The sequence below is a fragment of the Ruegeria sp. AF2 genome (assembly GCF_056542025.1).
Genome location: NZ_JBQFZC010000001.1, coordinates 466,375 through 479,963 on the forward strand (window position 1 = coordinate 466,375; position 13,589 = coordinate 479,963).

General features: G+C 53.5%; 15 protein-coding genes and 2 pseudogenes. 4 read left to right on the plus strand and 13 right to left on the minus strand.

Annotated features, from left to right (window positions below; translation table 11 throughout):
- Positions 1-150: 150 nt before the first annotated feature.
- Positions 151-1,290: an AraC family transcriptional regulator gene (locus tag ACR0NM_RS02265; RefSeq protein WP_480613032.1), complete on the minus strand. Its 1,140-nt coding sequence runs from the start codon at positions 1,288-1,290 to the stop codon at positions 151-153.
- On the opposite strand from ACR0NM_RS02265, the gene ACR0NM_RS02270 reads away from it, so the two are divergent.
- The gene (locus tag ACR0NM_RS02270) at positions 1,284-2,111 is read left to right on the plus strand and encodes an NmrA family NAD(P)-binding protein (RefSeq protein WP_480613034.1); all 828 of its coding nucleotides are present in this window, start codon (positions 1,284-1,286) and stop codon (positions 2,109-2,111) included. The two genes, ACR0NM_RS02265 and ACR0NM_RS02270, sit on opposite strands and share 7 nt — an antisense overlap.
- Before the next feature lie 28 nt (positions 2,112-2,139).
- A complete protein-coding gene (locus ACR0NM_RS02275; protein WP_170399705.1) occupies positions 2,140-2,574 on the plus strand; it encodes a DUF4345 domain-containing protein in 435 nt (144 codons plus the stop codon).
- A 99-nt stretch (positions 2,575-2,673) separates the two neighbouring features.
- Here the strand turns inward: ACR0NM_RS02275 and ACR0NM_RS02280 are convergent, their stop codons facing one another.
- On the minus strand, positions 2,674-3,165 hold the full coding sequence (locus ACR0NM_RS02280) for a P-loop nucleotide/nucleoside kinase family protein (protein WP_170399709.1): 492 nt from the start codon (positions 3,163-3,165) through the stop codon (positions 2,674-2,676).
- Positions 3,166-3,181: 16 nt separating this feature from the next.
- The gene (locus tag ACR0NM_RS02285) at positions 3,182-4,081 is read right to left on the minus strand and encodes a LysR family transcriptional regulator (RefSeq protein ID WP_170508695.1); all 900 of its coding nucleotides are present in this window, start codon (positions 4,079-4,081) and stop codon (positions 3,182-3,184) included.
- A gap of 51 nt (positions 4,082-4,132) precedes the next feature.
- On the opposite strand from ACR0NM_RS02285, the gene ACR0NM_RS02290 reads away from it, so the two are divergent.
- Positions 4,133-4,825, plus strand: coding sequence for a class I SAM-dependent methyltransferase (locus ACR0NM_RS02290; protein ID WP_480613036.1), 693 nt, complete (start codon positions 4,133-4,135; stop codon positions 4,823-4,825).
- Positions 4,826-5,122: 297 nt separating this feature from the next.
- Here ACR0NM_RS02290 and ACR0NM_RS02295 read toward each other — a convergent pair whose 3' ends face one another.
- From ACR0NM_RS02295 to ACR0NM_RS02325, 7 genes are all read right to left on the minus strand, one after another.
- Positions 5,123-5,299: a hypothetical protein gene (locus ACR0NM_RS02295; protein ID WP_223117796.1), complete on the minus strand. Its 177-nt coding sequence runs from the start codon at positions 5,297-5,299 to the stop codon at positions 5,123-5,125.
- Positions 5,300-5,791: 492 nt separating this feature from the next.
- A complete protein-coding gene (locus tag ACR0NM_RS02300; protein ID WP_480613038.1) occupies positions 5,792-6,649 on the minus strand; it encodes an SDR family oxidoreductase in 858 nt (285 codons plus the stop codon).
- A gap of 63 nt (positions 6,650-6,712) precedes the next feature.
- Positions 6,713-7,276 carry a TetR/AcrR family transcriptional regulator gene (locus ACR0NM_RS02305; RefSeq protein ID WP_480613040.1) on the minus strand — a complete coding sequence of 188 codons (564 nt, stop codon included), beginning with the start codon at positions 7,274-7,276 and terminating at the stop codon, positions 6,713-6,715.
- A gap of 6 nt (positions 7,277-7,282) precedes the next feature.
- Positions 7,283-8,344 carry a flavin monoamine oxidase family protein gene (locus ACR0NM_RS02310; protein ID WP_480613042.1) on the minus strand — a complete coding sequence of 354 codons (1,062 nt, stop codon included), beginning with the start codon at positions 8,342-8,344 and terminating at the stop codon, positions 7,283-7,285.
- A gap of 3 nt (positions 8,345-8,347) precedes the next feature.
- Positions 8,348-9,031 (minus strand): SDR family NAD(P)-dependent oxidoreductase, encoded by a 684-nt coding sequence (locus ACR0NM_RS02315; RefSeq protein ID WP_480613044.1) that lies wholly within the window; start codon positions 9,029-9,031, stop codon positions 8,348-8,350.
- A 3-nt stretch (positions 9,032-9,034) separates the two neighbouring features.
- The gene (locus ACR0NM_RS02320; RefSeq protein WP_170511673.1) at positions 9,035-9,703 is read right to left on the minus strand and encodes a cupin domain-containing protein; all 669 of its coding nucleotides are present in this window, start codon (positions 9,701-9,703) and stop codon (positions 9,035-9,037) included.
- Positions 9,704-9,739: 36 nt separating this feature from the next.
- A complete protein-coding gene (locus ACR0NM_RS02325) occupies positions 9,740-10,360 on the minus strand; it encodes a glutathione S-transferase family protein (RefSeq protein ID WP_170399737.1) in 621 nt (206 codons plus the stop codon).
- A 160-nt stretch (positions 10,361-10,520) separates the two neighbouring features.
- Here ACR0NM_RS02325 and ACR0NM_RS02330 point away from each other — a divergent pair.
- A pseudogene (locus ACR0NM_RS02330) lies at positions 10,521-11,227 on the plus strand (IS6 family transposase).
- Positions 11,228-11,669: 442 nt separating this feature from the next.
- Here ACR0NM_RS02330 and ACR0NM_RS02335 read toward each other — a convergent pair.
- From ACR0NM_RS02335 to ACR0NM_RS02345, 3 genes and pseudogenes are all read right to left on the minus strand, one after another.
- Positions 11,670-11,915: a hypothetical protein gene (locus ACR0NM_RS02335; RefSeq protein ID WP_223117798.1), complete on the minus strand. Its 246-nt coding sequence runs from the start codon at positions 11,913-11,915 to the stop codon at positions 11,670-11,672.
- Positions 11,916-11,929: 14 nt separating this feature from the next.
- Positions 11,930-12,063 (minus strand): annotated as a pseudogene (locus ACR0NM_RS02340) (IS5/IS1182 family transposase); the annotation flags it as partial.
- A gap of 366 nt (positions 12,064-12,429) precedes the next feature.
- Entirely contained in the window at positions 12,430-13,506 is a 1,077-nt protein-coding gene (locus ACR0NM_RS02345; protein WP_480613046.1) for a TIGR00180 family glycosyltransferase, read from the minus strand.
- Between the last annotated feature and the right edge of the window lie 83 nt (positions 13,507-13,589).

Sequence of the window (13,589 nt, forward strand, 5' to 3'; positions counted from 1 at the left end):
CGCGCAAGGCCCGGTTTAGGCCGTTGGATGTATCGTGGAGAATGGGGAAGGCGCTTGCGCTGCGTCTGCGCTGAAGCCTGCAACGAGCCTGAAGCCGACCTGTTTAGACTCAAAGCAAATACGCTTTTCGCAAGACGTGTCTATTTTCGACTAAACAGCGCCTTGTGACTGATGTTGCAGCTTGCGGACTTTCCCTGGAGGCATGTTAAAAACCCGTTTGAATGCTTTGTTAAAAGAAGGTTCAGATAGGTACCCGATCTCAGCCACGATTTGCGAGATTGGTTGATCGGTAGCAATTAATCGTTCCCGCGCCAGATGCATTCGCCAAGTTGCGAGGTATTGTATTGCCGGCACACCGACGAGTTCGGTAAACCGTGCGGAAAATGCCGATCTGGACATACCTGCAACCTGTGCAAGAGACTCGACTGTCCAGTTTGCTGCAGGTGCGCGATGAATGGAAACAATGGTGCGGCCAATCTGTTGGTCTCTGGCGGCTTTCAGCCAACCTCGATTGGCGTCGGGCGCACTGTTCAACCATCGGCGAATAGCCTCGATGACAACCACATCGGCCAAGCGTGTAATCACTGTTTCACCGCCCGGTCGTAATTCACGCGCCTCTCTTGCAATGAATTGCAAAGTTGCTTGTAGCCAGCTCCCTGCATCCTCTTCCCACGGATCGATTTTCAGCACGTCGGGAAGCAAGGCCATCAACATGCCGCTGGCCGCGTGATCTATCCTGACGAGCCCGTACATGATTCCGGTCTCGGCTCCACCGCCGCCGTGCTCTAGCGTTTCGTAGAGCTCGGTCACCTTGCGTATGGGCAGTTCTTCCAGTTTCAAAAGTGGGGTGTCTTTTGAGCTGGAGAACCCAACTGGCGCGCCATTTGTCATCAGAACCAAGTCGCCTTTCTCGACTTCAAACGGCACATCTTCTCCGACCCTCATAAAGCAACGCCCGTGCGTAATGACCGCAAAGCTCAGTATTTCGGGGAAACCCGGTATAGAAACGCCCCAAGGCGCAGACATGCGCGACTGGCAATAGAATGTACCCGTCAGTTTCAGAAGATGAAGAATTTCCCCAAGCGGATCACCGATTGGCTGCGCCATTGCATGGGGGTCGGGAATATGGGGGTTGATCTGGCTCACTGCACCAGACTGTTCGATATCTCCCCAATTGTCCACAGTATTTGGATGAATGGATAAAAAGTTAGGACGATGCAGACTTCTTCGTCCTTCGTGCTTACCTATTTTGGGGTCATCGACTGATTTTACGGAGATGACCGATGACACAGCAAACCATTCTCGTACTTGGCGCAACAGGTAAAACCGGATCACGTATCGTGACCCGCCTTGAAGACAGGGGCCATGCAGTTCGGCGTGGATCGCGGAATAGCAAAACCCCATTTGATTGGGAAAAACCGCAGACATGGCCCGCAATCCTGGACGGTGTTTCTGCCGCCTATATTTCCTATTTTCCTGACATCGCCTTTCCGGGCGCGGTCGAGCAAGTTGCGGCCTTTTCGGCATTGGCTCGAGAAAAAGGACTGCAGCGACTTGTGCTGTTAACAGGTCGCGGAGAATTTCATGCCGAACGTGCCGAAGGGGTTGTTCGGAACTCCGGTGTGCCCTTTACGATCGTCCGTGCGGCGTGGTTTGCGCAAAACTACTCTGAAGGTGCATTGCTGGAGCCGGTAATGGCCGGTGTGTTGCCCATGCCCGCAGGTGACGTGCGTGAACCGATTATCGACGTGGACGACATTGCCGACGTTGCCGCCGCCGCCTTGACCGAGGAAGGACACACTGGCGAGCTGTATGAAGTTACAGGGCCGCGTCTCATGACATTTGCCGAAATGGCTGCCGAACTTTCGCGCGCAATGGGCAGAACCGTGCAATATGTGCCGATTTCGTTTGAAGACTTCCATGCGGAAATCATCAACGCGAGCGGAGAGATGATTGCTGACGTGATTACTGACATAGCGAGGGAAACGCTTGATGGTCGCAATGCGAACACTGCGGACGGTGTTCAACGTGCCTTGGGGAGAGCTCCGCGCGATTTCTCTGATTTTGCTGATGAAGCCGCAAAGTCTGGCGCTTGGGCACAAGCTGCATGATTCGGTCTGACGACAAAGGAACACAATCATGACGTTTGACGTAAAACGCAGGCTTGTCCTGGGGTTGGCGGGTCTTGTTGCAGCCACCCTGGGGCTGATCATCACGCTGGCCCCACTGGCCTTTTACTCCAGCTACGGCATTGATATTTCGCCGCAACCGAACTTGATGAGCGAATTGCGCGCACCTGCTGCCAATCTGGCTGCACTTGGCCTGATCATTCTGTCGGGAGCGCTATACCAAAAGATGGCCCAGACATCAGCTTGGCTTGGAGCCACTGTGTTCTTCGCCTTTGCCGCGGGGCGCGTGGTCAGCATTATGCTTGATGGACGACCATCGGACAGCATCCTTTCTGCTCTTGGGATAGAGATGGTACTTGGACTGCTGTGTTTGTGGGCCGCGAGCAAAGGGCGGCTAACGAAAGCTGGCATGCACCTCATGTCGTCGCGTAAACTTCGGATTTGAGACACAGTGAAAGCTGCCTGAGTGCATTTGGCCATTCACCGATACAGAGTGGGTGGCCAAAATATCTGAGTGACTCCGCGAAATACTGAATGGCTGGCGCTACCGATTGTGAGTTATGACATTAAAACCTTCTTCGGGTGATGGTGCCTCGAAATACCTCGCCAAACGCCAATATTGATCTTCCGTTGCTGCAAAGGCATGCGCACCTTCACTGTTGCGCTTGTGCAGCCGGCGCAGACAAACCTCATCCGGCAAGTCCAAAAAGTGAAGCTGGTGCGTCGCAGCAGTTTCTTCCAGCAGCTTGCGCATCCAGGCTCTGTTTTCAATTGTGTTCGCCGGAAAGTCGAGAATGACAGAAACCCCGGCCTTCAGCAACGATGCGATGTGCCGCCCCATGACCGGCCGCAATTTCAAAGCGCAATTTACATAATCCTGCAGGGAGTTCATCTGGTCGCCGAATAGGACGCTAAGCCATTCATCTTCTGAAATGAGCACCGCCCCGCCGCTATTCGCAAGTTTCGCCGCCAGACTTGATTTTCCTGAGGCGACTTTACCACAAAGCAAGTGAAGCGTTGGTTGGACCTGTGACATAGGGTGAACTCCCGGACTACCTAATGGCCCCTGTGCTCAGTTGATCTGCAAGTTGATCAAACACCAACCTGATCCTTCGCGCAGTATGTAATTCCGAGTGCGTCGCCAGCCAAATCGGGAACTTAAACGGCTCTCGGTCGGGTAGCACGCGCTCCACACCTGGTGTCAAGGCAGCCACGTCATCCGACATTACACTGATGCCAAACCCTTGGCGCACCAGCTCCCAGGATACAATTCCGCTTTGCGAGCCAATCCGGAAACTCTTTCGAGTGACCTTAACGCCCGCCGGATCGAGAAAACCGATCATCGTGTCAATGTCGCCAAACCCCACGAAATCCAACTTTGCGAGCTCGTTTTCATTTTTCGGCCTTCCCAACTGATCAAGGTACGCAGGTGCTGCGTAAAAATGTGCCGTCGCCTCGGCAACAAGCTTTGCGGTCAGATCTGGTTGCGTCGGGCGTACATGTCGGATGGCGATATCAGCCTCACGTCTCTGTATGTCTCGTAAGTCATTGGCAGCAACGACGTCGATCTCAAGACGCGGTGCTGCCAGTCGGATCTTTTTCAGTATAGGCGGCAGCTGATAGGCAGACATCACATCTGACGCGGTGATCCTGACTTGCCCTTCGACAGTTTGCGACTGGCTTGTAGCAGTAAGGGAGATCCTGTGCGCGACATCCGCCATTTCTCTGACATGCAACAAAAGCTCGGCGCCAGCGGTCGTTAGACTAAGCGATTTACCAACTCTTTCAAACAGGGTGATCCCAAGCGCCAATTCCAGCGCCGCAACCTGACGACCGACAGTAGGTTGAGTTTGCTCGAGAACGCGCGCCGCTGCGGAAAACGAGCCTTCTTCAGCCGTCGCAAGAAAGGTCCGTACCTGATTCCAGTCGAAATTGATGGCATTCCAGTTCATGCATTTATGCATAACACTTCTGCGAATTATGGCAATTTAGTAAATGTGTGTATGGATGTATGGGATGCGACAACAAACTTGAAAGAGAGTAATAAAATGGCTGCTTTGTCCAAAGATGCCGCGTTCTGGAGCAGAATCTCGCGAAAGTATGCGGCGGACCCAATCCGGAACATGGAAGGGTATCTGAACACACTCGAACGTACGAAGTCGCACCTAAAGGCAGAAGACAGTGTACTGGAAATCGGTTGCGGGACGGGTTCAACCGCGCTGTTGCTTGCACCGCATGTCAACCATATCACCGCCTCGGATCTCGCTCCGGGCATGATCGAGATTGCCAACGAGAAGCGTGCTAAAGAAGGATTGAAGAATGTCACTTTCAAGGTGGCCGAAGTTCTCGAGCACGATCCTGTTGAAGGTGGTTACGATGCGGTTCTGGCGCATAACCTGCTTCATCTCCTGCCTGATTTGGATCAAGCGCTAGAGCATATTGCCAAATTGACAAAATCCGGTGGGGTTTTCATATCCAAAACGGTGTGTGCGCCTGAGAATGGTGGGTTCAAGTATGCGATGATCAGTCGTGTCGCGATACCTATCATGCAGTTTTTTGGGAAAGCCCCGTTTGTGAATTTCGTGTCTATGTCGATGCTTGATAGGAAAATTGAGCGCGCAGGCTTCAATATCCTGTATACTTCCGATCAAGCCTCCATGCTCCAGAGTCGTTATGTTGTCGCGCAAAAACCTTGAAGCTCTAGTTCATTCAGCTTTGCAAGTGGAAACGCTATCTGTGTCACATCACCAGTAACAGTACATTCCTGAATGAATGGACTGCATTCAGGTTTGTTTCCACCTTTAGAAAGCTATTGCGATTGGCGGCGTTGCCCGAAAACCATGAGTTTATAAGAACCAGATGTTGCGGCCGCGGCGAAAGTAAGGTCTGTCGGGCCGCAATTCAGCGTTGAGAACTGTTTGCCAATAGAAGGTCTGAGCCGTCCACACGAACGGCCCAAGTGTTTAGATTTCGATAGCTTCTGCAATGGCAAATCACTTAGTGATGGTCCAAAGCGCCATTTGATCGGTTTTTCCGCGGGCATTGTAGGCGGGAAGTTGGGATAGCATTTTGTTAACTTCATCGGACAGTTGTTCCCTGACAGCATCCGAGATCACCACTTCTACTCCGAAGTCTCTGGCAGCACTTTCTATCCGGGCGACGGTGTTCATTGTGTCGCCCAGCAAGGCTAAACGAGTGAGTGCTTTTTCATGATTCTGTGCGAAATTGTTGGGTTCGACGGTGAGTCTGTCGGGCGACCGGATCGAAGGCCCTGCGTTGGATCAGGCAAAGCTCCCACCGCGGGGTGTTATCATTGGATTGTCGGACGCCGCGATTGCCTGCAGGCACCTTTTCTCTAAGCGGTCTGGCTTATACCCCAGACCAATTCGAGAAACGGCGACATTTGGATGATGCTGAATGGTCTATCACAGAGTGAAATGACGTTACGCGTACAATGGTTTTCATGGCGCTGGTCGCGAAAAGCTTTACGACATTGCCGACAGAAACCGATCCGAAAAGGATCAGGGATTGTACGCATGATCGACGCGTGCTGGTGTTCCTCGACATCGCAAAAAGCGGACGTCGCCGTTGATGCAGCATGGAAACCTGTGGCAATTGCAGCAAGGCTGCCGCATTCCGAGCAGACTTACACCAGTAAGGTTTTAGCGTAGGAACTGCTCAATCACGGCTGCTTGTTGCTTTTTTCCATCCGGGTCTGCTTCGGTTTTCAGGCGAGTAAACGCCTCACCCCAGTTTGAAGTGCGAACGCGGATCGGCGGGTCAGAGGCTTCAACCACGCCCATGACAACTGATGCCACTTGTTCCGAAGTTTGATAGATATCGCTGCCATCCATTCGCGCCTGAGCGCCGCCAATATACTTCTGGAGAATAGGTAGATACTCATCCTCAAGCATCCCGCCCGTGTCCTCGACATGTTTCAGCACATTGGTCGCAAACTCGGATTGAATACCGCCCGGTTCAACCGTTGAGAAATGGACGCCGAAATTGGGCGTGACATAGCTGGCCAGAGCCTCAGTGTACCCCTCAACCGCGAACTTTGCGGCGCAGTAGATCTCGTTGAACGGCTGACCCACTAGGCCGCCTACGGATGAGATTGTGATGACGTGGCCCGAGCGTGCTGCGCGCATGTGTGGCATCACCGCTTTTGTGCAGCGCACGACACCCATGAAATTCACATCCATGACCCAGGCGACCTCTTCTTCGCTGGCTTGTTCGGTTGTAAGAATAAATCCGGCACCCGCATTGTTGATCAGCTTATCGATCCGCCCCTCGTTCGCGATGATCTGATCGACTGCGGCGTTTACGCTGGCGCTGTTCTGCACGTCCAGCTCAAGCACGTAGAAATTGACGCCAGCGTCAGAGGCGGCCGCATCCAAGATGCCACGCTTGGCGAGGTTTCGCATAGTAGCGTAGACAGTATGGCCCGCTTGGGCTGCTTGTACGGCGATTTGAACACCAAGGCCGGTTGACGTGCCGGTGATCAGAATGACTTTGGGCATAATGGAAGCTCCGAATATCAAATGAATTGCTTGCGGCAACGATCCGATGTGTCGGGGCGAAGGTCAACAGCGGGACTTTAAAACGCCCAAAGCCTCATCGAAGGTATTCACATTCTCTTCTGCGCGCGCGGTCAGATGCGCGCCCTCCAAAAGGGCCAGTACCGCGCGGGACTCCGAGGTAGGATCGGTGACGCCGGTGATTGATTTGTCCTCTTGGCCAAGCTTTAGGATCTCTTCGATTTGGGTAACCATCATGGCGCGGAATTTTCTGATCTTTTGGATAACGTCATCCGAAAGGCTTTCACGGCTGCTGATGAGCGACACGCAGAGACACAAGGTTTTCCCGTCATTGAGTGCATCCCGGTAGAGGTCGATCAGGGCCAGCAATTGCTCGGCCCCGGTTTTGTGTTCTAACCGGATGCGGTTGCACTCTGCTTGCAAGGTCTCATGATAGCGATCCATGAGTGCCGCCGACAGCGCTGCTTTGGTCGGGAAATGGTAATGGATCGACGCCTTGCGAATACCCACCGCCTCGGCCAGATCGGCATAGCTGAACCCGTCAAATCCGCGCGCCCGCGCGGCGTGTTCGGCAACATCCAGAAGGGCAGTTTTGGTATCACTTGTCATACTTGCTCAAACCTTTTCCGTCATGATCAGGGCCAGCGCGTTGTCCGCAGCCTCCAGGGCGCCTTCGATATAGCCCCCGAACTGTGGCGCAACCTCGGTCCCGCTAAAGATCAGTCCGCCATCCCAAATGCGGGTCATCGCATGAGGCAGCCCGTATTGATGGTGAGCGTATGACGGCCGATGATCCGCTTCGATAGAGGTGAACGGGTCAAAAGCCCAGTCTTTAACATTAAGTGCCTTTGGCTCCGCAGCTTCCGTGCCGAACAGCCGGGCCAGTTGCTCTTTAAGCGCCTGCCGCAGCCGTTCTTCGTTGCTGCGGACGCGGGGGGGCAAGCCGATAAAGCCGAACAACGCGTAAGGTCCGCCCTCGGCAGGGGATGCGTCGTGTATTTCCACCATCGGTCCCCTGCGGCTCATCGCGTCACCGGACAGCCCGGCCGTGCGCCAGAACGGGGTATCATAGACAGCAATGGCTTTGGCCTGTCCAGCCATCCATGTTGCGATCCCGGTCATCGCCGCCAAAGCTTCATCAGATAGAGCAGGCGAGAACGCGATCTTGCTCGCCACGCGAGGAGGGAGGGCCATTACGACTTCCTGAGCATGGATGACTTGCCCAGTTTGAGCGGTCGCGGTGATCCCAGACGCAGACTTCTCTAACCCGACGATCGGCGCGGATAAGATAAGCCGCTTCTGCGGTATCTCAGCGGCCAGCGCATCAATGAGGGCGCCCAGACCACCTTTCAGGCGATAAGACCCTTGCATCGAGGCAAACCCGCGATCGCGCTCGACCTGCCCGATCTCGTTTTCAAAGCTGAGCGCGCCTGTTGAATATTGCTCGAACCACTCCAGTCCGAGCCGTTTTACTAACGCTGCAATACGCGGCTGTCCGGGCCAGAACCAGGCCGGACCCATGTCGAAATACCCACCCTCCAGCCTTTCCGTCAGGATACGTCCGCCCGGACGATCCCGCGCTTCGACCAGCAGGTAGTCATGGTTTTGTGCCTGTAGCTGTCGCGCAAGGCAGAGGCCAGAAAGGCCTGCGCCAATGATCACAGTTTGCGTCTGCATCGCTCAGAACCCCTCAGATGCCGGCCGCAGGTCCAGTTCATGGGTCCAGGTGGATTGCGGTTGTTGAGCCAACTGCCAGTAGGCCTCGTCAATCTCGTCCGGTTTCATCATCTTCGACGGATCCAGCGCGTGCAAATCCCGCGAGCGGGGCGTATCGATAATCCCGTCCAGAATGACGTGCGAGACATGTACGCCAGCCGGTTGATATTCACGTGCCAGCGATTGTGTCAGCCCGCGCAAGGCGAACTTAGCCGACGCAAAAGCGGAAAACCGCGGGCCGCCGCGCAGTGACGCTGTGGCCCCGGAAACGATCAACGCGCCACCACTGCCGCGCACCATCGGTTGCAGAACACATTGCCCCAGCACGACCAGAGACTGCACCATTGATGTCCACGTTCTCCGGTAGTCCTCCAATGTGGTTTCGGGGAATGGTGCGATCACCAGCTCAGCCGTGTTGTGCACCACGATCTTCGGCGGACCATGCGCAGCGATCAATTCGGAAATCACTGGCGCAACCACACTCGGATCGGACAGATCGACCTGATGAAACGGTGCGATCGTTTCCTGCGGCCGCGTCCGTCCAAGACCAATGGTCGTCATGCCACCTGCCTGAAACCGCGCGAGAAGGGACTGGCCAAGTCCAGCCCCCGCGCCGGCGACAATCGCCAGAGGTTTCTTGCTACTCATGAATTAAACCACCGGTGGCTGTGCAAAGGGCAGGTGGCCAGTCTTCATCCAGACCTTCGCCCCGTCTGGGCCAGCCATAGCCGACAGCGCTTCACCCTCAGGCAGGCGTAGCCAGTCGTTCTTTTTCAGAACGTCACCGCCTGAGGTCAGCGATCCGCCAATCATTAACAGCTCGATACCACCCGGCGCATTCGAAGTAATCTCGGTGCCTGCATCAACATGGCTGTAAGTGACAACCTCGCGGTCATCCTTGTGCAGGGTCGCAGTGGCGACCCCGTTCACGGGTGCGGCCAGTTCGTCGGCCATGGTTTTGCGGAACTGATTGCGATCATCCATGTCAAACTGCCAGAGTTTGACGAAGATCGTGCAGCCGGGTTCTGAGCCGGGCGTATGCTCGGTCGTTGGGGGATTGCGCACATAAGTGCCTTCGGGAAAATCGCCATGCTCATCCTGAAAGACTCCGTCCAAAACTATGAACTCTTCACCACCCGTATGGGTGTGGGCCGAGAATTTGCTGCCTGGTGCATAGCGCACAATGGTGGTGGCGCGGGCGACTTCGCCACCAATTCGGTCCAGCATGCGCCGGTCCACACCCTTCATGGGCGAGGCCTGCCACTCAAGCTGATCAGAGTGAACAACGACACGCGAAGAGAAGTCCGAGTTGAGTTCCATGGGAGGGGTCCTTTCAACTTAAATGGCAGTTCTCGCTTAGCCGGCGATAGATGGACGGGCCGCCATCTTAGCACGCCAAGCTTGCAGGTTGGTCAGGGTTTCAGGAATTTCAACTTTAGCAAAATCGGCGAACGCCAATCCTGCAAAGGCGGTGATATCAGCCACCGAGAATGTGTCTCCAGCCAAGTATTCGTTTTCGGCCAATACCGCATCCAGATAGGCCATAGTGTTTCCGGCAACCTCTTTCTGTTTGTTGCCCCATTCGGCGCATTGATAGGTTTCCAGGTCCGGGCCGAGGCCAGGTGTGGCATGGTGGAAGTAGGTGCCGACCGCATTTAACAGACCGTTTTCCGCGCGCAGATTCATCATCGAGATTCGGGCGCGCTCTTGCGCAGTCACGCCGGTCAATGATGGGCCATCGAAGGTTGCGTCGATATATTCAGTGATCGCGTTGCATTGAGCGATGTGCGATCCATCTTCCAGTTCCAAACAAGGCACCGCGGCATCGGGGTTTTTGGCTTTGAACTCAGGTGTACGATGTTCGCCGCCCATCACATCCACAGGGATGAATTCAACTTTGTCTGACGCGCCTTTTTCAGCCAGCGCAATACGAACACGGGCAGGGTTCGGGAACCCTTCGACATCATAAATCTTCATCTGAGTACCTCCGTCGGGGTTTGTGCTTCATTCAAACTACCTATCAATAGGTAGATAGTATTACAAGCCTTTTTTACGTCTTGTCAGATTGAATTGCTCTGATGGTCTTTTAAGAAGAACTTTGCTTGAGCGGGGTGGGGGTGTTGCGTAGCTTTTGCGCATGACCAGACCTGCCTCTTTCAAATACTTTAAAACCAGTCCAGAGATCATCTGCCTTTCGGTCATGCTGTACAACCGTTTCTCGCTCTCGCTTCGGAATGTCGAAGATCTGCTGCACGAGCGAGGTATCGATGTCAGCCACGAAACTGTCCGATATTGGTGGAACAGGTTTGGCCCGATGTTTGTTGCTGAGATAAGGCAGAAGCGTGTTCAGCAACTCCGAGCCTTTTCAAAATGGAAGTGGCACGTTGACGAGATTTTCGTGAATGTGAATGGCAAGCGGCATTACCTCTGGCGGGCCGTAGATCATAAGGGCGAAGTACTGGAGGCCGTTGTCACCAAACGCCGAAACAAAGCTGCGGCGCTGAAATTCCTCAAGAAATTGATGGAGCGACACGGTAAAGCGGAAAACGTTGTCACAGATCGCTTCGCCTCATACAGAACCGCTTTCAGAGAGCTTGGTGCTGACAAAAAACAGAAAACGGGCAGGTGGCTCAACAACTGCGTCGAGAATTCGCGCCTGCCTTTCCGACGACTCGAACGCGCCATGCAACGTTTCAGGCGGATGCGAAGTTTGCAGAAGCTCGCCGCCGTCAACTCCTCTGTTTACAACCACTTCAACGAGAAAGAGCGCTTGCCAGCCGAGGCACCTTCAAGCTGATACTCACCGCCGCTCTCGCCGAGTGGCGGGGTCTTTGTGACGAATGAAGGACAGCTACACTGGCCTAGCTGAGACTGGTTCGAATCCCTGTCTCCCCGCCACTCATACCTGTCTCACTTCCCTGTCTCACTTCAGTTGTGTTTTTTGACCCGGAATTGTTCCGCAATTCCCGCGAGTTGACGCATACGCTTTCAATTAGAGACGGAGCAGATCGTACACTCGGATCACGATTCAGGCCCCAGTCTCAGTGCCGCATTTTGGCGGGATCGCTTTGGGTGGGGTTTTCCTGATACCCGGCAATTTACAGGGAATTTTCGCGAAACGGGTCTGAGTTCAGTAATTTCACCTGTCAGAACTGAATGTTTTACAGGGGTTTATGTTGCAAATTCCCTAAAAGGTGGAGCAGGGAATTTTCTCGTGCGAACGGGGAATTGTTCCGCCGGATCAGGGAGGGCGAAGTCTGCATCAGGGACGCAGGATCTGGAGATGTCAGAAGCCGAACAGGCGTTCCTGTTCGGACCAATCAAGTGGGTGGGTCACGCTGACCAGACGCTTGAGTGTAAGTTCGGGCGGCTGGGTGCCGTTGAGAAGCGCGGCCTGAATCTTCAGTGAGAGAAACGCGAGCTGAGCACGGGCAAGGATGAAAGCGCCGGGGACGCTTTCACGCCGCGCAACTTCCATCAGTTGAACTCCGGACTTCAGATCGTGGGTCCAGCCATGGGCGCGGATCAACATGGACCGGAGGCGGGGATCGGGTTGCGCCTTTGGTATCTTCGCCTGTCATATTTGTAGGTTTTTTGCGCTGTTTTCCTCCGGGGACACAGGCGCGTATCCCATTGTCTTTCAATGCTTCACGGAACCAATTGGTATCGTACGCGCGATCAGCGAAGGCAACACTTGCAGGTATCGAAGACACACACATGATCCGCGGAGGATAAATTACGCCTGGACTCGGTTAGTTTCAACGCATCGCGGATTTGGCTGCTTGACCTGTTGATCCGACGAAATTTCCACGCTCAGCGATAAATTTCGCGACAGAAATACGCCCTTTGAAAGCAGGCCCACTTCACTTTCTTTCAAGCGTTTCTGGGGAAAAGGTTATATTAAACCGTGGGCTAATGATCTGCTTTGGTTTTTTTGGTTCGGGCCTCGGCTTCGCACTGTTCTCCGAGCGGCGCGCAGAAAACATCTTAGCAAGTTTGCGCTTAATCTTTCGTCTCATCCATTTACTCCTTAACGAGGCGTTCTGTCATGGCCGCGAAATACCGCCATTGGTCGAAGCCAAAAAATATTCTATTGAATCGTACTTTTCCGGCTCACCGTGATTATCTGAATTAGCCTCACTAATTTCCAACATTGCGTCGACAACCTTCCTTAGATTGCCTCCAAGTTTCTTTTGCTCTGCTGTACCTTGACGAAATAGATCTTGAAACGCGTCATATTGTTTGCGCACAGTTTCATCACGGAACAGCGATGAACACCCAAACCCATCCAAAAACTGCGGGCTGCCACCTGTCCAATGGGCAATTTTCATTGCAATCAGTTTATCTGCGATTGACCGAGCTTCTTGATTGTCAATTGCCGTAGTTGAGGCAATTTTTTCAGTATAGTAATCTCTCAGGTTTAAGGTTTCTTGTGCATGCTCCAGATAATGCAGACGGCTGGGCGGTCCAAACCTACTATGAGTGGCTAGTTTTGTGGTGAAGTAGCCAATTTCTGGCAAGGCCTTGATCTTCCCAGCCAGACAGTCGTGGAGGCCGATATTATAGTCGCCAAATATTTTCATGGCATTAAGCTGTAAGTTGTTACATCTTTCAAGGTAGTGATCGCGGCGTGTCGCAGCATAACTGGTCGCGAAGGCCCATTGGCTGTATTTAGACAGACGAGAAACTATGTCTTCGTCTTGAAGGCTGAATGCATGAAGAAATTTCGCGTTGAACTGATCTTCGTCAAACATTGACAGGCAAATGATCCCGCCGATAGCGACGACGTGGTCGTGGTTTGCGCGCAGGAATTCAACACCTTGATAGAGTGTATCAAGCACAGGAAAATCATCATCTGCTCCGACGAAGATAATGTCATCATCCAACCCGCTCACACAATCAACCATGCGGTCCCGAAAATGCAGATCGGAATCGTACTCCTTATATTCGATCTGCAAAAGACTGTCGTTGTCACGTACCGCTTCCTCATAAGCAGCAAGGTATGAATGATGACTGCCATTGGCGATCACCACACGTTGTCCCGGATTGAACTCGCCCAGATACTTAAGGAGAAAGGACAAAGACATTGGACGGTTACGTGTGGGAATAACTAGTGGGACCATGGTGCATCCTTATGCGGCTAATACCGGAGATCTAGTGGGCTACACGGCGTCGAATTATGGTCTATTAGAAATTTGACGGTGTA